The sequence below is a fragment of the Streptomyces sp. NPDC015661 genome (assembly GCF_043077765.1).
Classification (GTDB): Bacteria; Actinomycetota; Actinomycetes; order Streptomycetales; family Streptomycetaceae; genus Streptomyces.
The window spans coordinates 378,862-400,742 of the sequence record NZ_JBIBST010000003.1 but is presented as its reverse complement, the minus strand read 5'-3'; the positions used below and the strand labels follow the sequence as shown (position 1 = coordinate 400,742).

The 21,881-nt window shown below is 71.5% G+C and carries 22 protein-coding genes and 1 riboswitch; of the genes, 12 read left to right on the top strand and 10 right to left on the bottom strand.

Translation table 11 applies throughout. The features are described from left to right. Window positions 1-132: 132 nt before the first annotated feature. A riboswitch (TPP riboswitch) is annotated at window positions 133-246 on the top strand. The 5 genes from thiO (at window position 244) to ACF07V_RS10265 (ending at window position 5,691) form a co-directional block, all read left to right on the top strand. Continuing rightward, window positions 244-1,398 carry a glycine oxidase ThiO gene (gene thiO / locus ACF07V_RS10285; protein ID WP_392152946.1) on the top strand — a complete coding sequence of 385 codons (1,155 nt, stop codon included), beginning with the start codon at window positions 244-246 and terminating at the stop codon, window positions 1,396-1,398. Its footprint overlaps the riboswitch before it by 3 nt. Then, window positions 1,395-1,595 (top strand): sulfur carrier protein ThiS, encoded by a 201-nt coding sequence (gene thiS / locus ACF07V_RS10280; protein ID WP_392152944.1) that lies wholly within the window; start codon window positions 1,395-1,397, stop codon window positions 1,593-1,595. The genes thiO and thiS overlap by 4 nt, the downstream gene beginning before the upstream one ends. 3 nt (window positions 1,596-1,598) lie before the next feature. After that, on the top strand, window positions 1,599-2,393 hold the full coding sequence (locus tag ACF07V_RS10275) for a thiazole synthase (protein WP_392152942.1): 795 nt from the start codon (window positions 1,599-1,601) through the stop codon (window positions 2,391-2,393). Between the two features lie 544 nt (window positions 2,394-2,937). Beyond that, the gene (pknB, locus tag ACF07V_RS10270) at window positions 2,938-4,824 is read left to right on the top strand and encodes a Stk1 family PASTA domain-containing Ser/Thr kinase (RefSeq protein WP_392152940.1); all 1,887 of its coding nucleotides are present in this window, start codon (window positions 2,938-2,940) and stop codon (window positions 4,822-4,824) included. Window positions 4,825-4,830: 6 nt separating this feature from the next. Continuing rightward, complete coding sequence (locus ACF07V_RS10265) at window positions 4,831-5,691, top strand: deoxyribonuclease IV (RefSeq protein WP_392152938.1); 861 nt, start codon at window positions 4,831-4,833, stop codon at window positions 5,689-5,691. Window positions 5,692-5,712: 21 nt separating this feature from the next. Here the strand turns inward: ACF07V_RS10265 and ACF07V_RS10260 are convergent, their stop codons facing one another. Then, window positions 5,713-5,916, bottom strand: coding sequence for a hypothetical protein (locus ACF07V_RS10260; protein ID WP_392152935.1), 204 nt, complete (start codon window positions 5,914-5,916; stop codon window positions 5,713-5,715). 18 nt (window positions 5,917-5,934) lie between these two features. Here ACF07V_RS10260 and ACF07V_RS10255 point away from each other — a divergent pair, with 18 nt between their 5' ends. Then, complete coding sequence (locus ACF07V_RS10255) at window positions 5,935-6,489, top strand: DUF4396 domain-containing protein (RefSeq protein WP_392152933.1); 555 nt, start codon at window positions 5,935-5,937, stop codon at window positions 6,487-6,489. A gap of 31 nt (window positions 6,490-6,520) precedes the next feature. Here the strand turns inward: ACF07V_RS10255 and ACF07V_RS10250 are convergent, their stop codons facing one another. Then, the gene (locus ACF07V_RS10250; protein WP_392152931.1) at window positions 6,521-7,177 is read right to left on the bottom strand and encodes a sulfite oxidase-like oxidoreductase; all 657 of its coding nucleotides are present in this window, start codon (window positions 7,175-7,177) and stop codon (window positions 6,521-6,523) included. Window positions 7,178-7,355: 178 nt separating this feature from the next. Here ACF07V_RS10250 and bfr point away from each other — a divergent pair, with 178 nt between their 5' ends. Continuing rightward, a complete protein-coding gene (gene bfr / locus ACF07V_RS10245) occupies window positions 7,356-7,832 on the top strand; it encodes a bacterioferritin (protein ID WP_392152930.1) in 477 nt (158 codons plus the stop codon). A gap of 16 nt (window positions 7,833-7,848) precedes the next feature. Here bfr and ACF07V_RS10240 read toward each other — a convergent pair whose 3' ends face one another. Further along, entirely contained in the window at window positions 7,849-8,097 is a 249-nt protein-coding gene (locus ACF07V_RS10240) for a (2Fe-2S)-binding protein (RefSeq protein ID WP_359515867.1), read from the bottom strand. Window positions 8,098-8,219: 122 nt separating this feature from the next. Then, entirely contained in the window at window positions 8,220-9,620 is a 1,401-nt protein-coding gene (locus ACF07V_RS10235) for a class II 3-deoxy-7-phosphoheptulonate synthase (RefSeq protein ID WP_392152927.1), read from the bottom strand. A gap of 107 nt (window positions 9,621-9,727) precedes the next feature. Here ACF07V_RS10235 and ACF07V_RS10230 point away from each other — a divergent pair, with 107 nt between their 5' ends. The 3 genes from ACF07V_RS10230 (at window position 9,728) to ACF07V_RS10220 (ending at window position 14,673) form a co-directional block, all read left to right on the top strand. Continuing rightward, window positions 9,728-12,547, top strand: a complete 2,820-nt coding sequence (locus tag ACF07V_RS10230) for an N-acetylmuramoyl-L-alanine amidase (protein WP_392152925.1) — start codon at window positions 9,728-9,730, stop codon at window positions 12,545-12,547. Window positions 12,548-12,640: 93 nt separating this feature from the next. Beyond that, entirely contained in the window at window positions 12,641-12,700 is a 60-nt protein-coding gene (locus tag ACF07V_RS10225; protein WP_351181052.1) for a trp operon leader peptide, read from the top strand. A 104-nt stretch (window positions 12,701-12,804) separates the two neighbouring features. Continuing rightward, window positions 12,805-14,673, top strand: a complete 1,869-nt coding sequence (locus ACF07V_RS10220; RefSeq protein ID WP_392152923.1) for an anthranilate synthase family protein — start codon at window positions 12,805-12,807, stop codon at window positions 14,671-14,673. Here ACF07V_RS10220 and ACF07V_RS10215 read toward each other — a convergent pair. The 4 genes from ACF07V_RS10215 to ACF07V_RS10200 form a co-directional block, all read right to left on the bottom strand. Continuing rightward, the gene (locus ACF07V_RS10215; RefSeq protein WP_392152921.1) at window positions 14,670-15,671 is read right to left on the bottom strand and encodes a 2-hydroxyacid dehydrogenase; all 1,002 of its coding nucleotides are present in this window, start codon (window positions 15,669-15,671) and stop codon (window positions 14,670-14,672) included. The genes ACF07V_RS10220 and ACF07V_RS10215 overlap by 4 nt on opposite strands. Before the next feature lie 70 nt (window positions 15,672-15,741). Beyond that, a complete protein-coding gene (locus tag ACF07V_RS10210; RefSeq protein WP_392153425.1) occupies window positions 15,742-16,389 on the bottom strand; it encodes a response regulator in 648 nt (215 codons plus the stop codon). 20 nt (window positions 16,390-16,409) lie between these two features. Then, window positions 16,410-17,630 carry a MacS family sensor histidine kinase gene (gene macS / locus ACF07V_RS10205; protein ID WP_392152919.1) on the bottom strand — a complete coding sequence of 407 codons (1,221 nt, stop codon included), beginning with the start codon at window positions 17,628-17,630 and terminating at the stop codon, window positions 16,410-16,412. Window positions 17,631-17,663: 33 nt separating this feature from the next. Then, a complete protein-coding gene (locus ACF07V_RS10200; RefSeq protein WP_174518248.1) occupies window positions 17,664-18,410 on the bottom strand; it encodes a 1-acyl-sn-glycerol-3-phosphate acyltransferase in 747 nt (248 codons plus the stop codon). Between the two features lie 173 nt (window positions 18,411-18,583). On the opposite strand from ACF07V_RS10200, the gene ACF07V_RS10195 reads away from it, so the two are divergent. Together ACF07V_RS10195 and ACF07V_RS10190 are read left to right on the top strand one after the other, a co-directional pair. Next, entirely contained in the window at window positions 18,584-19,366 is a 783-nt protein-coding gene (locus tag ACF07V_RS10195) for an alpha/beta hydrolase (RefSeq protein WP_392152917.1), read from the top strand. Then, window positions 19,359-19,997 (top strand): hypothetical protein, encoded by a 639-nt coding sequence (locus tag ACF07V_RS10190; protein WP_392152915.1) that lies wholly within the window; start codon window positions 19,359-19,361, stop codon window positions 19,995-19,997. The genes ACF07V_RS10195 and ACF07V_RS10190 overlap by 8 nt, the downstream gene beginning before the upstream one ends. An 85-nt stretch (window positions 19,998-20,082) precedes the next feature. Here ACF07V_RS10190 and ACF07V_RS10185 read toward each other — a convergent pair whose 3' ends face one another. Together ACF07V_RS10185 and ACF07V_RS10180 are read right to left on the bottom strand one after the other, a co-directional pair. Beyond that, a complete protein-coding gene (locus ACF07V_RS10185) occupies window positions 20,083-20,829 on the bottom strand; it encodes an endonuclease/exonuclease/phosphatase family protein (RefSeq protein WP_392152914.1) in 747 nt (248 codons plus the stop codon). Window positions 20,830-20,904: 75 nt separating this feature from the next. Then, window positions 20,905-21,846 (bottom strand): ROK family glucokinase, encoded by a 942-nt coding sequence (locus ACF07V_RS10180; RefSeq protein WP_392152913.1) that lies wholly within the window; start codon window positions 21,844-21,846, stop codon window positions 20,905-20,907. Window positions 21,847-21,881 lie beyond the last annotated feature (35 nt).

The following is a 21,881-nucleotide window of genomic DNA, read 5'->3' as shown; positions in this document are numbered from 1 at the left end:
CCGGCGCCGACGATCACGACGTGCTGCTGGGCCTGCTTCTGCTCGCTCACCCGACCACCTTACGCATCTGACGGACCGTCAGGAAGGGAGGGGTCTGTGGCCCCCGGGAGACGCGGGCTAGTCTGGCGGGCGTAAAGCACTCGCGGGAGCCCGGACGCACCGGGCTGAGAGGGAGGCTGGGACGGCCTCCGACCGTACGAACCTGATCCGGGTCATGCCGGCGAAGGGAGGGGCTGGACGCCCATGCGTTCTTCCGATGTCCTCGTGGTCGGGGGCGGCATCATCGGCCTGGTCACGGCCTGGCGGGCCGCGCAGCGCGGACTGCGCACCGCCGTCGTCGACCCGGACCCGGGCGGCGGGGCCGCGCGGGTCGCGGCCGGCATGCTCGCCGCCGTCACCGAACTCCACTACGGCGAGGAGACCCTGCTCGGGCTCAACCTCGCCTCCGCGGCGCGCTACCCCGCGTTCGCCGCCGAACTCGAGGAAGCCACCGGCCACGACGTCGGCTACCGGGCCTGCGGCACCCTCGCCGTCGCCCTCGACGCCGACGACCGGGCCCATCTGCGCGAACTGCACGCCCTGCAGACCCGCTGCGGGCTCGTCTCCGAATGGCTCAGCGGCCGCGACTGCCGCCGCCTCGAACCGATGCTGGCCCCGGGGGTGCGCGGCGGACTGCGGGTCGACGGCGACCACCAGGTCGACCCTCGCCGGCTGGCCGCCGCCCTCGTGGTGGCCTGCGAGCGGGCCGGGGTGGCCTTCCACCGCACGCTCGCGGAACGCCTGGAGGTCGTACGCGACCGGGCCCGCGGAGTCCTCCTCACCGGCGGCGAGGAGCTGACGGTCGACCAGGTCGTGCTCGCCGCGGGCAGCCTCAGCGGGCGGCTCGCGGGCGTGCCGGAGGAGGTGCTGCCGCCGGTCCGCCCCGTGAAGGGCCAGGTCCTGCGGCTCCGCGTCCCCGCGCCGTACGCCCCCTTCCTCTCCCGCACCGTCCGGGCCGTCGTCCGCGGCAGCCACGTCTACCTGGTGCCCCGCGAGAACGGCGAGCTCGTCGTCGGCGCCACCAGCGAGGAACTCGGCTGGGACACCACGGTGACGGCGGGCGGGGTGTACGAGCTGCTGCGCGACGCCCACGAGCTGGTCCCCGGTCTCACGGAGCTGCCGCTCACCGAGACCTGTGCCGGGCTGCGCCCCGGCTCCCCCGACAACGCGCCGCTGCTCGGCCCCACCGCCCTGCCCGGCCTGCACCTGGCCACCGGCCACTACCGCAACGGGGTGCTGCTCACCCCCGTCACCGGCGACGTCATGGCCGAGGCGCTCACCACGGGCGCCCTCCCCGACGAGGCGCGCCCCTTCACCCCCCGCCGTTTCTCCCCTGTACGTCAGGAGCAGCCCGCATGAACGTGTCCGTGAACGGAGAGACGCGCGAGCTCTCCGGCCCGCTCTCCCTGGACGACCTGGTGACCACCCTGACCACGGCCCGCTCCGGGGTCGCCGCCGCCCTCAACGAGACGGTCGTACCGCGCGGCGAGTGGGCCACGACGCTGCTGGACGAGGGCGACCGGGTGGAAGTCCTCACGGCCGTGCAGGGAGGCTGAGGAATGTCCGACGACGTCTTCACCCTCGGCGGTACGGAGTTCTCCTCCCGCCTGATCATGGGCACCGGCGGCGCCCCCAGCCTCGACGTCCTGGAACGCTCCCTCGTCGCCAGCGGTACGGAGCTGACGACGGTCGCCATGCGGCGCCTGGACCCGACGGTCCAGGGCTCGGTCCTGTCGGTCCTGACCCGGCTCGGCATCCAGGTCCTGCCCAACACCGCGGGCTGCTTCACGGCCGGCGAGGCCGTCCTCACGGCCCGCCTGGCCCGGGAGGCGCTGGGCACGGACTGGATCAAGCTGGAGGTCGTCGCCGACGAGCGGACCCTCCTCCCCGACGGGGAGGAGCTCCTCGCCGCGGCCGAGACGCTGGTCGACGACGGCTTCGTGGTCCTCCCCTACACCAACGACGACCCGGTCCTCGCCCGGAAGCTGGAGGACGTGGGCTGCGCCGCGATCATGCCGCTCGGCTCCCCCATCGGCTCCGGGCTCGGCATCCGCAACCCGCACAACTTCCAGCTGATCGTGGAACGGGCCGGGGTCCCGGTCATCCTCGACGCGGGCGCGGGCACGGCCTCCGACGCGGCGCTCGCGATGGAGCTGGGGTGCGCGGCGGTGATGCTGGCGTCGGCGGTGACCCGGGCGCAGGAGCCGGTGCTGATGGCCTCCGCGATGCGGGACGCGGTCTCGGCGGGGCGGCTGGCGTACCGGGCGGGCCGGATCCCGCGCCGCCACTTCGCATCGGCGTCCTCCCCGACGACGGGCCAGGCCCACCTGGACCCAGAACGCCCGGCGTTCTAACCACAACGAACCAACGCCCACCCCCGTTGTGGGCACTGGTCCCGCCGGGGCGCTGCCCACCCCGCCCACCCCCGTTGTGGGCAGGCGTTCCGCCGGGGCGGTGCCCACCCGCCGCCCCCGTTGTGGGCAGGCGTTCCGCAAGGGGCGGAACGGGTGGGCACAACGGACCCGCGCCCTGCCGGCGCCAGAGGCTTCCGAGCCTGAACCCGCACCACGTTGGGCGCCGCAGCTTGTGGTGCGGGTCCAGGCGCGGAACGCGGAGGCGCCGCTAGAGCGCGCCGTCCCGTGTGCCCACCCTCCCCCAAGCTCTCGGCTTCGCTCGAGCAGGGGGGACCCCCATCGCCCCAGCGGGACGATTGCCCACACGGGGGTGGGTGTGGGTGGGGGTGCCGCCCCGGACGGGCGCGGGCACACACGGCGGGGGCGGATGAGGGCGCCGTCCATCGGGCGCGGGTGCGGCGTCGTGCGGGGTGTGCGTCGCAGGTGGGCTGCAGTGGTGGGCGCCAGGCCCGGCACCCCGTACCGCCCTCGTAGACTCGTCGCCGTGGACACGACCCTTCAGGACCCCCTCGTCGGGCGGCTGCTCGACGGCCGCTACCGCGTGGACGCGCGCATCGCCGTCGGCGGCATGGCCACGGTCTACCGGGCCGTCGACACCCGCCTCGACCGCGTCCTCGCGCTCAAGGTGATGCACCCCGACCTCGCCACCGACGCCGCCTTCGTCGAGCGGTTCATCCGCGAGGCGAAGTCCGTCGCCCGGCTCGCGCACCCCAACGTCGTCGGCGTCTTCGACCAGGGCGCCGAGGGCGCGTACGTCTATCTGGCGATGGAGTACGTCGCCGGCTGCACCCTCCGCGACGTCCTGCGCGAGCGCGGCGCCCTCTCGCCCCGTGCCGCGCTGGACATCCTGGAGCCGGTGCTCGCCGCGCTCGGCGCCGCGCACCGGGCCGGGTTCGTGCACCGGGACATGAAGCCGGAGAACGTCCTGATAGGGGACGACGGCCGGGTGAAGGTCGCCGACTTCGGTCTCGTCCGGGCCGTGGGTTCGGCGACCGCCACGACCGGCGCGGTCCTCGGCACGGTCTCGTACCTCGCACCGGAGCAGATCGAGCACGGCACCGCCGACACCCGCGCCGACGTGTACGCCTGCGGTGTCGTCCTCTACGAGATGCTCACCGGCGGCAAGCCGCACTCCGGCGACACCCCCGCCCAGGTGCTCTACCAGCACCTGAACACCGACGTGCCCGCCCCTTCCGCCACCGTCCCCGGCCTCGCCCCGGAGCTGGACGACCTGGTCGCGGCGGCCACGGCCCGCAATCCCGAGCTCCGTCCGTACGACGCCGTCGCCCTGCTCGCCCTGCTCCGGGAGGCCCGCGCCGGGCTCGGCGACGAGCAGCTGGACGCCGTGCCCCCGCTGGCGCGCCCCGAGGCCCGGGACACCGCCGAGGACCGGACGAGCGTGATCGCCCGCCCCGTACCGGCGGCGACGGAGCACACCAACCGGCTGCCCGCCCCGGAGGCACCGCCCGCCGCCCGCAGGCGGCCGCCGCGCGGTCCCTTCCTCCTCGTCGCCGCCGTCCTCCTCGCCCTCGGCCTCGGCGCCGGCGTCTGGTACATCAATTCCGGCCAGTTCACCCGTGTCCCCGCCGTCCTCGGCCAGTCCGAGGCCGCCGCGACGAAGCGCCTCACCGACGCCGGTCTCGACGTCGGCGCCACGAAGCGCGACTTCAGCGACGTGTACGAGCGCGGCACGGTCATGGCCGTCGACCCGGCCCCCGGCGAGCGCGTCCGGGGCAACGACACGGTCACCCTCACCCTCTCCCGCGGCCCGCAGATCGTGAAGGTCCCCAACCTCAAGAACAAGCCGCTCGGAGAAGCCAAGCGCACCCTGAAGCGCGAGGGCCTGGCGCCCGGGGTGATCAGCTACGACTTCAGCGACTCCGTCGCGCAGGGCGCCGTGATCAGCTCCGACCCCGAGCCCGGCACCGAGCGCAGCCCCGACTCGGCCGTCGCGCTCGTGGTCAGCAAGGGCTCCCCGATCGACGTGCCCGACGTCAGCGGCGAGACGGTCGCCGACGCCACGGCCGCCCTCCAGGAGGAGGGGCTCACCGTCAAGGTCGCCCCGGAGCGGATCAACTCCCCGGAGGAGGCCGGCACCGTCGCGGCCCAGTCCCTCGCCGGCGGCAGCAGGGCCGCCGAGGGCGACGTCATCACCCTCACCGTCTCCAAGGGCCCGAAGCTGGTCGAGGTCCCGGACGTGACCGGTGAGACGACCGCCGACGCACAGGCGGCCCTGGAGGACGCGGGCTTCGAGGTGAAGGTCAAGAAGTCCTTCCCCTATCTCGGCGACACGGTCGCGAGCCAGTCCGTGGAGGGCGGCGGGACCGCGCCCGAGGGCTCCACCATCACCATCACGATCAAGGGACTCTAGAGACTCATGCGCAACCCCGTCGGCGGCCATGTCCCCGTGGCCGGTGGCCTCGCCACGGTCGGCCTCGGCTACGCCCGCGAGCTCGGCGCCGAGACCGTGCAGGTCTTCGTCGCCAACCCGCGCGGCTGGGCCACGCCGGTGGGCAACCCGGCCCAGGACGAGCGGTTCCGTGCCGAGTGCGAGGCCGAGTCGATCTCGGCCTGGGTGCACGCCCCGTACCTGATCAACTTCGGCTCCCACACCGAGGCCACGGTGGAGAAGTCCGTGGAGTCGCTGCGGCACTCGCTGCGCCGCGGCCGGGAGATCGGTGCGCAGGGCGTCGTGGTCCACACCGGCTCGGCGACCGGCGGCCGCCCGCGCGAGGTGGCCCTCGCCCAGGTGCGCGAGCGCATGCTGCCGCTCCTCGACGAGCTGACCCACGAGGACGACCCGTATCTGCTCCTGGAGTCGACGGCGGGCCAGGGCTTCTCGCTCTGCTCGCGGACCTGGGACTTCGGCCCGTACTTCGACGCCCTCGACCACCACCCCAGGCTGGGCGTCTGCCTCGACACCTGCCACATCTTCGCCGCCGGGCACGACCTGGCCGGGCCGCACGGGGCGGCGCAGACGCTGGACCTGCTGGTGGAGACGGTCGGCGAGGGACGCCTGAAGCTCATCCACGCCAACGACTCGAAGGACGTCGTGGGCGCCCACAAGGACCGCCACGCGAACATCGGGTCCGGCCACATCGGCGAGGAGGCGTTCCGCAATCTCCTGCGCCATCCGGCCACGGAGAACGTACCGTTGATCATCGAGACCCCTGGCGGCAAGGACGGGCACGTCGCCGACATCGAGCTCCTGAAGAAGCTCCGCGAGCGCCCTTTTTGATCATTCCTGTTGAGGAATACCCTAGAGGGGTATACGGTTTTCCTGGAGGCGGCAGGATCCGTAGAGGGGATCGGGGGCACTCCCATGAAGCACGAAGCGCACGAGCACCACGAACACGAGGGCCACGCGGGCCACGCAGGGCATGAAGCTCACGCCGACCGTGCGGGTCATGCGGGTCACGAGGGCCACGAGGCCCACCTGGCTCACGCCGGCCACGAAGGCCATGCGGACCACGGCAGCCACATGGACCACTCCGCCCACGCGGATCACGCCGAGCACGCGGGTCACTCAGGTCACACCGGCCACGAGGAGCACGCAGGTCACGCCGGCCACGAGGAGCACCATCACACCCCCGGCGGCACCGTCTCCTGGGCCATGGCCGCCCAGGCCACCCTGCACTGCCTCACCGGCTGCGCCATCGGCGAGATCCTCGGCATGATCATCGGCACCGCGTTCGGCTGGGGCAATGTGCCGACGATGATCCTCGCGATCATCCTGGCCTTCTTCTTCGGCTACGCGCTCACCCTGCGCGGCATCCTCAAGGCCGGCGTCGATTTCAGGACAGCCTTCAAGGTCGCTCTCGCCGCCGACACCCTCTCCATCGCCGTCATGGAGATCATCGACAACGGCGTCATCGCCCTCTGGCCCGGCGCCATGGACGCGCATCTCGACGAGCCGCTCTTCTGGATCGTCCTCGCGATCTCGCTCGGCGTCGCCTTCGTGCTCACCACCCCGGTCAACAAGTGGATGATCGGCCGCGGCAAGGGCCACGCGGTGGTCCACCAGTACCACCACTGAACGACACCACCACCGAGGCGGTCCGGAGCTGCTACAGCTCCGGGCCGTCTCCGGGTTCCTCCTGGTACGAGTAGCGCTGCTCCCGCCACGGGTCACCGAGGTTGTGGTAGCCGCGCTCCTCCCAGAAGCCCCGCCGGTCGGCCGCCATGTACTCCACGCCCCGGACCCACTTCGGCCCCTTCCAGGCGTAGAGGTGCGGGACGACGAGCCGCAGCGGGAAGCCGTGCTCGGCGGTGAGCAGCTCCCCGTCCTTGTGGGTGGCGAAAATCGTACGGTCCGAGGCGAAGTCGGCGAGCCGCATGTTGGCGCTGTAGCCGTACTCGGCCCAGACCATCACGTGCGTGACGTGGGGCGCGGGCGGGGCGAGCTCCAGGACCGTGCGGGCGGGGACACCACCCCATTCGGCCCCGAGCATGCTGAATTTCGTGACGCAGTGCAGATCGGCCACGACCGTGGAGAACGGCAGGGCCGAGAACTCCTCGTGGTTCCAGCACCGCTTGTCGCCGTCGGCCGTCGCGCCGAAGACGCGGAACTCCCAGCGGTCGGGCTTGAACCTGGGGACGGGCCCGTAATGGGTGACCGGCCAGCCGCGCTGGAGGCGCTGCCCCGGCGGCAGATCCGGCGGAAGCTCCGGCGAACGATCCGGCTGACCCGCTTCCCGGTGTACTCCGCTCTCCGGCTGACCCATGTCATCCATGGTGACAGACGGCGAGGGGTGGTCATGACCAAGCGACCGGGCGGGCGGCTCGATTCGGGCAAGTCCGACTAAGCCTGCACTTACTGGACGCCCCCCATTCGGGGTGCGAGGATGCGGCCATCCCGCCTAGTGACGGCATGGACACGTACCGTGGAAGGATCCTGAAGCGATGCAGGGCGACCCCGAGGTCCTCGAGTTCCTCAACGAGCAGCTGACCGGCGAGCTGACGGCCATCAACCAGTACTGGCTGCATTACCGCATCCAGGACAACAAGGGGTGGACGAAGCTCGCCAAGTACACCCGCGAAGAGTCCATCGACGAGATGAAGCACGCGGACAAGCTGACCGAGCGCATCCTGATGCTCGACGGCCTGCCCAACTACCAGCGGCTCTTCCATGTGCGGGTCGGCCAGACGATCACCGAGATGTTCCAGGCGGACCGCCAGGTCGAGGTGGAGGCGATCGACCGCCTCAAGCGCGGGATCGAGGTCATGCGCGCCAAGGGGGACGTCACGTCCGCCAACCTCTTCGAGGAGATCCTCGCCGACGAGGAGCACCACATCGACTACCTGGACACGCAGCTGGAGCTGATCGAGTCCCTGGGTGAGGCGCTGTACCTCTCGACGCTCATCGAGCAGCCGAGCTGAGTCCGTCAGACGGGCTCTAGGCCGCTTCCTGGAGCTCCGTGACCGTCTCGGCCGTCAGGGCGGGCATGCCCTGGTCCACGAGCTCGCGTCGCGGGCAGTTGCCGCGCCCGAGAATGGCTTGAATGCGACGGACGCAGGAGCCGCAGTCCGTGCCGGCCTTGCAGGCGGAGGCTATCTGGCGGGGCGTGCAGGCGCCCGCGTCCGCGTGCTCCTTGACCTGCTTCTCCGTGACACCGAAGCATGAGCAGACGTACACGCGGTTCACCTCCCGCCGAGATCGTTAAGGCTAACCTAACCTTACCCGGCACCCCGAAGGCGTAAAAGCCCTCGATACGACGATGGGGCACGGATCACAGCGATCCGTGCCCCATCCCCGTAGGAACCTACTTACTGATCGCGGTACATCTCCGCCACCAGGAAGGCCAGGTCGAGCGACTGGCTGCGGTTGAGCCGCGGGTCGCAGGCCGTCTCGTAGCGCTGGTGCAGGTCGTCGACGAAGATCTCGTCGCCGCCGCCCACGCACTCGGTGACGTCGTCACCGGTGAGCTCGACGTGGATGCCGCCCGGGTGGGTGCCGAGCGCCTTGTGGACCTCGAAGAAGCCCTTGACCTCGTCGAGCACGTCGTCGAAGCGGCGGGTCTTGTGGCCCGAGGCCGCCTCGAAGGTGTTGCCGTGCATCGGGTCGGTGACCCAGGCGACGACCGCGCCGGAGGCGGTGACCTTCTCGACCAGCTCGGGGAGCTTGTCGCGGACCTTGTCGGCGCCCATGCGGACGATGAAGGTCAGCCGGCCCGGCTCGCGGTCCGGGTCGAGACGGTCGATGTAGCTGAGCGCCTCGTCGACCGTGGTGGTCGGGCCGAGCTTGATGCCGATCGGGTTGGCGATCTGCGAGCAGAACTCGATGTGCGCGTGGTCGAGCTGACGGGTGCGCTCACCGATCCAGACCATGTGGCCGGAGGTGTCGTACAGCTTGCCGGTGCGCGAGTCCGTACGGGTCAGGGCGCCCTCGTAGTCGAGCAGCAGCGCCTCGTGGGAGGCGTAGAACTCGACGGCCTTGAACTCGGCCGGGTCGGTGCCACAGGCCTTCATGAAGTTCAGGGCGTTGTCGATCTCGCGGGCGAGCGCCTCGTAGCGCTGGCCCGAGGGGGACGACTTCACGAAGTCCTGGTTCCAGGCGTGCACCTGGCGCAGGTCGGCGTAGCCACCGGTGGTGAAGGCGCGGACCAGGTTGAGCGTGGAGGCGGAGGCGTTGTACATCCGCTTCAGCCGCTCGGGGTCCGGGATGCGGGCCTTCTCGTTGAAGTCGAAGCCGTTGACGGAGTCGCCGCGGTAGGTCGGCAGGGTCACGCCGTCGCGGGTCTCGGTCCCCTTGGAGCGGGGCTTCGAGTACTGGCCGGCGATGCGGCCGACCTTCACGACCGGCACGGAGGCCGCGTAGGTGAGGACGGCGCTCATCTGGAGCAGCGTCTTGAGCTTGGCCCTGATGTGGTCGGCGGACACGGCGTCGAAGGCCTCGGCGCAGTCGCCGCCCTGGAGCAGGAACGCCTCGCCACGGGCGACGGCTCCCATCCGGGCGCGCAGCTGGTCGCACTCGCCGGCGAAGACGAGCGGAGGATACGACTCGAGGTCCGCGATCACATCGCGCAGAGCCTCGGCATCGGGGTACTCGGGCTGCTGCGCCGCGGGCAGGTCTCGCCAGGTCGCCTTGGCGACGGCGTGGGAATCAGCGTTCACGGTCACATGCACAACATTACGGGGTTCTTCGTCCGGTCCTGTCCCTCTGCCCATTGGCTGAGACGCGCGCCCGAAATGTCACACGGGGATCTTCACGCCATCGAGTGGTGTTACCCTCTGGCCCGTTTCACAAGAGCAAAGTCGAATTCACAGGGGTGGGCGTGACCCAGAGGCATCGCAGGGATCGCAAGAAGAAACGACTCTTGTACGGAGCGGCGGCGGCCGTCGTCGCCACCGCCACGATCGGCACCATCGCGGTCGCCTCACCGGGCCTCCTCGGCGCGGGCGACGGCAGCTCCGGAAGTGACCCTTCCCTCCAGACGCAGTTCGCAAACGCCGCCCGCGAGTTCGATGTCCCGCAGAGCGTGCTGATGGCCGTGTCGTACCGCCAGACGCGCTGGGAGTCGCACGACGGTGTCCCCAGCACCACGGGTGCGTACAACGTCATGGGGTTGACGAAGGTCGACCCGGAGGACGTCGAGCAGGACACGGACGAGCAGCTGCTCGATCTGATGAACCGGAGCGGCGACCCGCGCATCGAGAAGCGGTTCGACGGGAAGAAGGCGCTGGCCTCCCTCCCCGAGAAGAAGATCGACACCTCCGACCCGACGCTGCACACGCTCGACAAGGCCGCCGAGCTGATCGACGGCTCGACCGAGTCCGTGCAGAACGACACGGCCGCCTCGATCCGCGCTGGTGCCGCGCTCCTCGCCGAGTACCAGAAGCAGGCCGGCGCCGAGCTGTCCGACGACGCCGGCAACTGGTACCCGGCCGTGGCCCGCTACAGCCAGTCCGAGGACCGGAAGGGCGCCGACCTCTTCGCGAAGCGCGTCTTCGAGTCCATCAAGACGGGTGAACGGGAGATCACCGCGGACGGCGAGCAGGTCGTCCTGCCGGCGGACCCGTCGGTGAAGCCGGTCAAGGCGTCGAACGTGCCGCTGGCGGCGAGCTTCACGGCCACCACCGAGGACCCGGCGGTCGAGTGCCCGACCGGCCTGGTTTGCGCGTTCATCCCGGCCGCCTACTCGCAGAACGACGGCAACTACAACATCGCGAGCCGTCCCGCGAACGGCTTCGACGTCCGCCAGATCGTCATCCACGACATCGAGGGCAACCACGACGGGGCCGTCAGTGTCTTCCAGAATCCGCTGAGCTACGCCAGCGCCCACTACATCGTCCGCGCTGACGGTCGCGTGACGCAGATGGTGGAGACCAAGAACGAGGCGTACCACGCCGGCAACAAGACTCTCAACATGCACTCGATCGGCATCGAGCACGAGGGTTACGCCATCAAGGGCGACTCCGGCTGGTACACCGAGCCCGAGTACGAGTCCTCCGCGGCCCTCGTGAAGTACCTGGCGGCGAAGTTCTCCATCCCGCTGGACCGCGAGCACATCATCGGCCACGACGACGTGCCGAGCATCCTGGACTCCAAGATCCAGGACCACTGGGACCCGGGCCCGTTCTGGGACTGGAACCACTTCATGACGCTGGTGGGCGCCCCCACCGGTGCCGGTGGCGCGGGCGGCCCCCTCCAGGCCGGACAGCTCGTGCGGATCGTCCCGCCGTTCACCTCGGCCAACCAGCAGCAGCTGAAGTACACGGAGAAGGTCGGCGACCAGTACGTCACCAAGACCACCGTCGCGCTGCCGGTCAACTTCGGCTACCTCTACTCGGAGCCGGTGGCTGACCAGACCAAGGCGCTGACAGACCCGTACATCGGGCTGGGCTCGGGCTGGCAGTTCGGCTCCACATGGGCGAACAAGGTCACCGCCGGCAGCACCCACGTCGTCGCCGAGTCCCGGACCGACTGGACCGCCATCTGGTACGGCGGCAAGAAGGCCTGGTTCTACAACCCGGGCGGCCAGTACACGGCCCCCGTGGGCGTGAAGACGGCGATCACCGCCAAGGACGGCCTCACCTCCGTCCCGGTCTACGGCCGCGCCTACCCGGAGGACGCCGCCTACACGGGCACCGGCGTCCCGGTCCAGGCCAGCAACGGCGCGTCGCTGACGAAGTACAGCCTCCCGGCCGGGCAGCTGTACGTGAAGGCCGGTGAGCCGGTCGCGGGCGACTACTACTACAGCGCCTACAACACCGACGGCACCCGTGTCGTCGGCACGACCAACATCTTCATCCCGATCCGCTTCAACCACCGCATGGCGTGGGTGAAGGCGAGCGACGTCAAGGAGGTCGCCACCACGGCGCCCCTCCGCGCCGACAACCGCTACAACCTCCTCGCCCGGGACGGCTCCGGTGTCCTCTGGCAGTACCAGGGCACCGGCAGCGCCACCAGCCCGTTCCTGACCCGGTACAAGGTCGGCGCCGGCTGGCAGATCTACAACACCGTCACCCCGCTGACCGCCCTGCGGGCCGACGGCACCGGTGACGCCGTGGCCCGGGACGCCTCCGGTGTCCTCTGGTACTACCAGGGCAGCGGCAACGCGTCCGCGCCGTTCAAGACGCGCCTGAAGATCGGCGGCGGCTGGCAGATCTACGACCGGATCACCGGCGTCCGCGACCTCACCGGGGACTCCAAGCCGGACCTGATCGCCCGCGAGAAGTCGGGTGCCCTGTGGCTGTACAAGGGCACCGGCACCCCGGCGACGCCTTTCGCCCCCCGGGTGCAGATCGGCACCGGCTGGCAGATCTACAACACCATCGTCAGCACCGGCGACCTGACCTCCGACGGCAAGGCGGACATGATCGGCCGCGACAGCGCCGGCGTGCTCTGGCTGTACAAGGGCACCGGCAGCGCCACCGCCCCGTACGCCGCCCGCGTCAAGGTCGGCACCGGCTGGCAGATCTACAACAGCATCACCGGTCCGAGTGACATCACCGGTGACGGCAAGGTCGACTTCGTCGCCCGTGACAGCGCCGGCGCGCTGTGGCTCTACAAGGGCACCGGCAGCGCCACCGCCCCGTACGCCTCGCGCGTGCAGGTCGGTCCGGGCTGGCAGTCCTACAACCTGATCTTCTGATCGGGTAGTTCGCCCGGCCTCGGGGCCCGGCTCGCACCGTCCACGGTGCGGACCGGGCCCCGTTCCGTGCCCGGGCTGCGTTACAGTGCTCGCATGTCGTACGCCTCGCAGACCCAGAACTGGTGGTGGACCGCTCATCCGGCGGCCCACTGACTGCGCGTACACCCACACACGCAAAGGCCGCCCGAGGGGCGGCCTTTCTCGTGCCCGGGCCGTTCCTCCTCTCCGTATTCCACTCGGAAGGAACGACCCGCCCCATGGACCTTTCCCGTCTCCTCGACCCCTCCTGCCCTCCCTTCGCGCTGCTGCGCCGGCGCACCCCCGGCCGTGACCACGACACCGTCGAGGTGCTGATCGGCCGGGTCCACGAGGCCGAGCGCCTCGCGGAGCTGCCCGTGGGGCCGATGCCGACGCTCGCGCTCGTGCCGTTCCGGCAGATCCGCGAGCGCGGCTTCGACGTGCGGGACGACGGCACCCCGCTCTCCGTGCTCGTCGCCGACGAGGCGTACGAGCTGCCGCTCGACGAGGCCCTGGCCGCGTTGCCCACCCATGGGGTACGGGTGGAGGGCGGCGGGTTCGACGTCTCCGACGAGGAGTACGCGGAGACCGTGCGGCGGGTCATCGACGAGGAGATCGGCTCCGGCGAGGGCGCGAACTTCGTGATCCGGCGCACCTACACCGGCGAGATCCCGGGCTTCGGGCGCGCCGACGCGCTCGCCCTGTTCCGGCGGCTGCTGGCGGGCGAGCGGGGCGCGTACTGGACGTTCGTGGTGCACACCGGGGACCGGACGCTCGTCGGGGCGAGCCCCGAGGTGCACGTCCGGATGTCGGGGGGCACGGTCGTGATGAACCCGATCAGCGGCACGTACCGCTACCCGGCCGGGGCAGCCCCGACGGCCGAGGACCTGCTCGCCTTCCTCGCCGACCGCAAGGAGACCGAGGAGCTCTCCATGGTGGTGGACGAGGAGCTCAAGATGATGTGCACGGTCGGCGACATGGGCGGGGTGGTGGTCGGACCGCGCCTCAAGGAGATGGCCCATCTCGCGCACACGGAGTACGAGTTGCGCGGCCGGTCCTCGCTCGACGTGCGGGACGTGCTGCGGGAGACGATGTTCGCGGCGACCGTGACCGGCTCGCCCGTGCAGAACGCCTGCCGGGTGATCGAGCGTCACGAGACCGGTGGGCGCGGCTACTACGCGGGGGCGCTCGCCCTGCTCGGCACGGACGCGAACGGGGCGCAGACGCTGGACTCGCCCATCCTGATCCGTACGGCCGACATCGCGCCCGACGGCCGGCTCCGGGTGCCGGTCGGGGCGACGCTCGTACGGCACTCGGACCCGGCGGGCGAGGTCGCCGAGACCCACGCGAAGGCGGCGGGCGTGCTGGCCGCCCTGGGGGTGTGGGAGGGGCGGCCGCGCGACGAGGCCGTGGTGCCGCCGCCGCTCGCCGAGGACCCCAGGGTGCGGGCCGCGCTGGACGCGCGCCGCGCGGACCTGGCGCCGTTCTGGCTGAAGATGCAGGTCCGGTCGGCGGAGTTGTCCGGGCACGCGCTGGTGATCGACGCCGAGGACACCTTCACGGCGATGCTCGCGCACGTCCTGCGCTCCTCCGGCCTGGAGGTGTCGGTGCTGCGCTACGACGAGCCGGGGCTGCGGGAGCTGGCCCTCGCCCACGAGGGGCCCGTCGTCCTGGGGCCCGGCCCCGGGAACCCCTCGGACGTCGCCGACCCGAAGATGCGCTTCCTGCGCGGCCTGACGGCGGAGCTCGTCCGGGGGCACCGTCACGGCCTGCTGGGCGTCTGCCTCGGGCACGAGCTGATCGCGGCCGAACTGGGCCTGGACATCGTCCGCAAGCGGACGCCGTTCCAGGGGGCGCAGCTGCGGATCGACCTCTTCGGGCAGGAGCAGACGGTCGGTTTCTACAACAGCTTCACGGCCCGGTGTGACGACCGGACGGCGACGGAGCTGGCGCTGCACCGCATCGAGGTGAGCCGGGACGCGGAGACCGGCGAGGTGCACGCCCTGCGCGGGCCGGGCTTCGCCGGAGTGCAGTTCCACCCGGAGTCGGTGCTCACGACGGACGGCGCGGCGCTCACGGCCTCGCTGCTCGCGGGCGTGCTGGTCTAGGGGGCGGTCCTCGGTACCAGGACGTTCTCGCTGCGCCGGCCGGCGGTGTAGTCGAGGACGTTCTGGACGGTGGTGTCGACGATCTGGCCGACCGCGTCGGTCGTGTAGTAGGCCTGGTGGGAGGTGACCACCACGTTCGGGAAGGTGACCAGGCGGGCCAGGGTGTCGTCCTCGACGACCTCCAGGGACTTGTCGAGGTAGAAGAGCCCGGCCTCCGCCTCGTACACGTCGAGGCCGACGCCGGCGAAGCGGCCGGACCGGAGTTCGGCGACGAGGGCCTCGGTGTCGATGAGCCCGCCGCGGCTGGAGTTCACCAGGATGGCGTCGTCCTTCATGGCCCTGAGGGCGGCGGCGTCGATGAGGTGCCGGGTGGCGGGGAGCAGCGGGACGTGGAGGCTGACGAGGTCGGCCTCGGCGAGGAGCCGTTCCTTCTCGACGTACTTCATGCCGAGTGCCACGCAGGCGGGGTTCTCGGCGACGTCCCAGCCGAGGAGGTTCATGCCGAAGCCGTGGGCGATCCGGGTGAAGGCCTCGCCGATCTTGCCGGTGCCGAGGACGCCGACGGTGCGGCCCCGCAGGTCACGGCCCATCAGTCCGTCCAGCCGGAAGTCGAAGTCGCGGGTCCGGTTGGAGGCGCGGACGATGCGGCGGTTGACGGCCGTGGCGAGGGTCCAGGCGAACTCGGCGACGGAGTACGGCGAGTAGTACGAGACCCGGGCGACGGTGAGGCCGAGGCGCTCGGCGACCTCCAGGTCGATGTTGTTGAAGCCGGTCGAGCGCTGGGCGATCATCCGGGTCCCGCCGGCCGCGAGGGTCTGCAGGACCCGGTGGTCCAGGACGGCGTTGACGCTGCTGGAGATGATCTCGTAGCCGGCGGCGATGGGCGCGGTGTCCTCGGTGAGGAAGACGCTCAGGCAGCGGACGTCGTGGTGGCCCTCGAAGGCCTTCTCGATGAGGGGCTTCTCGTCCGCCTGCACGCCGAATGCCAGGATTTCCACGGGATTCCCCTCAACATCACGATGGGCCGTATATCCGCGAATATACGGCCCCTCGTGATGTCCGGCCGTCTCAGGCGTCGTCGAGGCCGCGCTCGATGGCGTACCGGACGAGCTCCACCCGATTGTGCAGCTGCAGCTTGCCCAGGGTGTTCTGGACGTGGTTCTGCACGGTGCGGTGCGAGATGACCAGGCGCTCGGCGATCTGCTTGTAGCTGAGGCCCTTCGCGACGAGCCGCAGGACCTCGGTCTCGCGATCGGTGAGCTGGGGGGCCTTCGGCTCGTCGGCGCCGGCCGCCGGGGCGGGCTCGGAGGCGAGCCGGCGGTACTCGCCGAGGACCAGGCCGGCCAGGCCCGGGGTGAAGACGGGGTCGCCGACGGCCGTGCGGCGTACCGCGTCGATCAGCTCCTCCGTACTGGCCGACTTGAGGAGGTAGCCGGTGGCACCGGACTTGACCGCCTCCAGGACGTCGGCGTGCTCGCCGCTCGCCGAGAGGACGAGGACCCGCAGCTCGGGCCGGCCGCCGACGAGCTCCTTGCAGACCTGGACGCCCGGCATGACCGGCAGGTTCAGGTCAAGGACGAGGACGTCGGGACCGGCCGCGACGGCGCGGCGCACGGCCTGCTCGCCGTCGCCGGCGGTGGCGACCACGTCGAAGCCCGCCTCGGCGAGGTCACGGGCGACCGCGTCCCGCCACATCGGATGGTCGTCGACGACCATCACCTTGATCCGCTGCTCGCTCACTTCTCCCCTGCCTTCCCCCGTGGAACCTTCAACTCGACTTCCGTGCCCTGGCCGGGGACCGAGATCAGCTCGGCCGAGCCGCCCAGGTCCCGCAGTCTCCCCCGGATGGACAGGGCGACGCCCATCCGGCCCTCGCCCCAGGCCTCCGCGAGGCGGCCCTCCGGGATGCCGGGGCCGTCGTCCCGGACGGTGACGATCACCTCGTCCGTCCAGTCCTCGATCAGGATCCACGCGTGCGCGTCCGCCCCGGCGTGCGCCCGGACGTTGTCCAGGGCGGCGCCGACGGCGTTGGACAGCTCCCGGGCGGTGGGCGGCGGCAGCAGGACCGGGGCGCCCGGCTCGGAGAGGGTGACCTTGGCCCCGGCGCGGGGGGCGAGCAGGACGCGGAGGTCGACGGGCGCGTCGCCGGCGCCGTAAGGGGGGTCGTCGTCGACCTCGACGACCCGGACGAAGGCGCCCTCGGACTCGTCCTCGGAGACCAGGCTGGGCCGGGTGAGCCCGCCCGCGACGAGGGTGCGGAGGGCGACCTCCTGCTCCCCCGCCATCCGGCCGAGTTCGGCGGCCTCGCCGCCGAGCGCCGTGCCGCGCCGCTGCACCATCGCGAGGACCTGGAGGACGCTGTCGTGGATGTCGCGGGCGAGCCGCTCCCGTTCCCGGGTCGCGGCCTCGATCTCCAGGGCGCGGGCGAGGGTGCGCTCGGAGGCGCGGGCGACCTCGACGATGTAGCCGACGGCGATGGAGGCCACCCAGACGAGCAGCACGTTGTGGAAGGTGTCCCGGCTGGGGTGGGCGCGCTCGATGATGTTGGCGACGGCGACGAAGGACGAGGCGACTCCGGCCCAGCGCCAGCCGCCCTTGATCGCGTACGCGAGGACGGCGCCGGCGGTCCATATCGACGGCAGGGTGGGGCCGTCGACGGACTGGGCCTGGGCCTCGGCGAGCGGGGTGAGCAGGATGCCGACGAGGGCGATCGTGAGGTCGGCGCCGAGGAAGCGCTTGGTGCAGCTGGCCGCGTTGGCGACCCTGGGGAGGGTCGCGAGCGTCCAGACGCTCATCACCGTCAGATAGCCGACGGCGACCCAGGGCCGCTCGTACCCCTTCCAGCCGAAGACGAAGATCAGGACGGCATAGACCATCGTCAGGACGCGGTAGCCGGCCAGTGCCCGCCACAGCGGCTGCTCGACCGACATGCGCACGACACGCTCGCGCTTGGCCATCTTCCCCACCCCTGAGAAGCCCCTCGCGGGGACTTACGCGCCGGACTCTTCCCGAGCGGCGATCTCGGCCTTGACGGCCTCCTTGGCCGCCTTCTCCGCCTCCGCGATCTGCCGCTTGGCGGCCGTCGCGTAGATGTCGACGTACTCCTGGCCGGACAGCTTCATGATCTCGTACATGACCTCGTCGGTCACCGAGCGGAGGATGAAGCGGTCCCCCTCCATGCCCTGGTAGCGGGTGAAGTCCAGCGGCTTGCCGATCCGGATCCCCGGGCGCATCAGCTTGGGGACGACCTTGCCGGGCGGCTGGATCTTCTCGGTGTCGATCATGGCGACCGGGATCACGGGCGCGCCGGTGGCCAGGGCCACGCGCGCGAGACCGCCGGGCTTGCCCCGGTAGAGGCGGCCGTCGGGCGAGCGGGTGCCCTCGGGGTAGATCCCGAAGAGCCCGCCGCCCTCGATGACCTCGATGCCGGCCTTGATGGCCGCCTCGCCCGCGCCGCGGGCACCCGAACGGTCCACCGGGAGCTGGCCGACGCCCTTGAAGAAGGCGGCGGTGAGCTTGCCCTTCACGCCGGGCGTGGTGAAGTACTCCGCCTTGGCGATGAAGGTGACCTTGCGGTCGAGGACGGCGGGGAGGAAGAAGGAGTCCGAGAAGGACAGGTGGTTGCTCGCGAGGATCGCGGGGCCCTCGGCGGGGATGTTCTCCAGACCCTCCACCCAGGGCCGGAAGGCGAGCTTCAGGGACCCTCCGATGGAGAACTTCATTGCGCCGTAGATCAACTCGCCAAGCCTTCCGTGTGCCGTCGCCACGACTTTATCCCGTACCGGTGCACGGCCCCCGCTACGGCCCTGGTCGGTGTCGGTCCGGTCGCGTACCGTGAAGGTCCTTCCCCATTTTCCGTCGCTCCGGCGCACCCGAGAACGCCGGAGTCGCAACCGAACAGGAGACCCCGGTGCCGGTCCTTCCCGGAGCCGAGCCGTACCGCCATGAAGGCGGAGAGGTCGGCGTCCTTCTCTGTCACGGATTCACCGGTTCCCCGCAGTCGATGCGCCCGTGGGCCGAGTACCTGGCCGAGCGCGGCCTGTCGGTGTCGGTGCCGCTGCTGCCCGGTCACGGCACCCGCTGGCAGGACATGCAGCTCACCACCTGGCACGACTGGTACGCGGAGGCGGACCGGGCCCTGCGCGAGCTCCTGGAGCGCTGCCGGACCGTCTTCGTCTTCGGCCTCTCCATGGGCGGGGCCCTCACGCTGCGGCTCGCCGCCCAGCACGGTGACGCGGTGCGGGGCATCGTCCTCGTCAACCCGGGCAACAAGGTGCACGGCCTCGCCGCGTACGCCCTGCCGGTCGTCCGGCACCTGGTCCCCTCCACGAAGGGCATCGCCAGCGACATCGCCAAGGAGGGCGTGGCCGAGGTCGGCTACGACCGGGTGCCGCTGCACGCCGCGCACTCCCTGCGCCGGTTCTTCCAGACGGTGGACGGGGAGCTTCCGCAGGTCACGCAGCCGGTGGTACTGCTCCACAGCCCGCAGGACCACGTCGTGCCGCCGGCCGACTCGGCCCGGATCCTCTCCCGTATCTCCTCGACGGACGTGAAGGAGGTCCTGCTGGAACAGAGCTACCACGTGGCGACGTTGGACCATGACGCGGAGCGGATCTTCGACGAGAGCCTGGCCTTCGTCGAGCGTCTGGCCCCGGATCTGGTCGACGGGAAGGGGAGCAGGAGCGGTGGCTGAGCAGCAGGACGGCCCGGAGCGGGAGCCGCAGCCCATCGACGAGGAGGCGGCCTGGGCCGCGATCGTCGCCGGGTACGGCGAGGAGCCCGCGGATCCTCCGGGGACGAAGCCGTTCCGGCCCGTCGAGAACCTCTCGCTGCCCGAGCCCGAGGAGACGGACGGGCCCGACGAGGAGGTACGGCCCGTGAAGGGCACGACCTGGAAGCCGAGGCCGAAGCCCCCGGCCGAGGAGCCCGAGGCGGACGAGGACCCGGAGGCGGGGCCCGAGCGGCCCGCGCTCGGCAGCTCGATCGTGTTCGCGCCCGGGGTGCGGACCGGCGGCCCCCGGGACTACTCCCCCGCCGAGGCCGACGACGAGGCGGGCGGCTCCGACGAGGGCCACTTCGTCCCGCCGGAGCCGCCGCCGCTGCCCGAGGCGGACACGACGACCAGGTTCGCCTGGCTCGCGGTCGTCGGCGGCCCGGTCCTGATGCTGCTCGCCGTCCTGCTCCAGTGGGACATGACCTGGTGGCTGACGACGCTCTGCGTGGGCGGCTTCCTGGGCGGCTTCGCGACCCTGGTGGCCCGTATGAAGCACGACGACGACGATGACGACGGCTTCGACGACCCGGGCCGCGGGGCGGTCGTCTAGCCTCCCGACGCCGCGGTGACATCGGTCGCCGAGCGACGGGCGTCCGCCGACGCGGGGGCGTGGGCCCCGGGATCCGGCCTGCCGGTCAGCTGTTCGCGGGGACGCGGACCGCGGCCAGCACCGGGAGGTGGTCGGTGGCGGCCCGCAGGTCCGCCGGGTCGAGGTCCGTGGGGACTCCGCAGCCGAGGAACTCGACGCCGGGGGTCGCCAGGATCGCGTCGATGCGCTGGTGCGGGTCGGCCGGGGTCGAGGTGTGCTCGCCACCCCAGGGGCTCACCGCCCAGCCGTCCTGGAGCTCCTTCGTGAGCCGGGTGAACGCGGGTCCGCCGGGGCGTTCGTTGAGGTCGCCGGCGACCAGGGCGTGCGGGGCGCCGAGGGCGGCGACCCGGTCGAGGACCATCCCGGCCTGGGCGTACCGCTCGTCCTTCCGCAGGCTCAGATGGCAGCTGACGAGACCGAGCCGGGCCCCGGCGAAGCGGACGACCGCGGTCGCGAGGCCGCGCCGGTGCAGGCCCGGGGTGAGCGGCAGCAGGACGTCCTCGGTCCGCTCCACGGTGGCCCGCAGGGAGCAGAGCAGGAGCGGTCCGGCCGCGGTGGCGCCGCCGCTCAGGACGACGAGCTCGCTCTTGGCGGCGAGCCGGGCGGCGTGTTTGCGCCAGCGGAAGAAGCGCGGGGCCTCCTGGACGAAGACGAGGTCCGGGGCGCAGGCGCGGATCACCCGGGCGAGGGCGTCCTCGTCGTCGCGCATCGAACGGACGTTGTAGCTCAGGACCCGGAGGACGGCCGAACCGTCGCTCTCGGTGCGGGAGTTGGGCAGCTCACTGATCGCCATGACGGCCAACATACGACGACCGCCCGCCGGGTCCGAGAGGACGCGGCGGGCGGTCGTCGTATGCCCGGGGGGCTGTCAGCCCTGGCGGGCGAGGTCGGCGGCGCCGACCAGGCCGGCCTTGTTGCCGAGCTGGGCCGCGAGGACCTGCGCGTGCGGGCGCCACTGGCCGCCGATCAGCCAGCGCCGGAAGGACTTGCGGATCGGGTCGAGGACGAGGTCGCCCTCGTCCGAGACGCCGCCGCCGACGATGAACGCCGAGGGGTCGAAGAGCGAGGCCAGGTCGGCGAGACCGGCGCCCGCCCAACGGGCCAGCTCCCGGAAGGAGTCGACGGCCACCGGGTCGCCGGCGCGGGCGGCCTGGCTGACGTGCTTGCCCTCGATGCCCTCCGGGGTGCCGTCGCCGAGGCCGAGGAGGATCTCCGCGCGCTCCGGGGTGGCGTTGGCGCGCTGCCTGGCGTACCGGACGAGCGCGCGCCCGGAGGCGTACTGCTCCCAGCAGCCCTGGCTGCCGCAGCCGCACAGCAGACCGTCCGGGACGACCCGGATGTGGCCGAACTCGGCTGCCACGCCGAAGCGTCCGCGGCGCAGCTTGTTGCCGATGATGATGCCGCCGCCGAGGCCGGTGCCGAGGGTGATGCAGATGACGTCCTCGTGGCCCTTGCCGGCGCCGAACTTGTACTCGCCCCAGGCCGCCGCGTTGGCGTCGTTCTCGACGACGACGGGCAGGCCGACGCGCTGCTCGACCTTGTCCTTGAGCGGCTCGTGCCGCCAGTCGATGTTCGGCGCGAAGAGGACGGTGGCGCGCTTGTCGTCGACGTAGCCCGCGGCGCCGATGCCGACGGCCTCGATCTGGTACCCCTTGCCGGCCTGGGAGACCGCGTCGCAGATGGCGTCGACGATGCCTTCGGGGGTCGGCGGGGTGGGCACGGTGTGCGTGTCGAGGATGTTGCCCTCCTCGTCGACCACGCCGGCCGCGATCTTCGTGCCGCCGATGTCGACGCCGATGGTGAGTCCCATGTGTCCCTCAGTTTTCGGTCGAGCCCCGCTAAGGC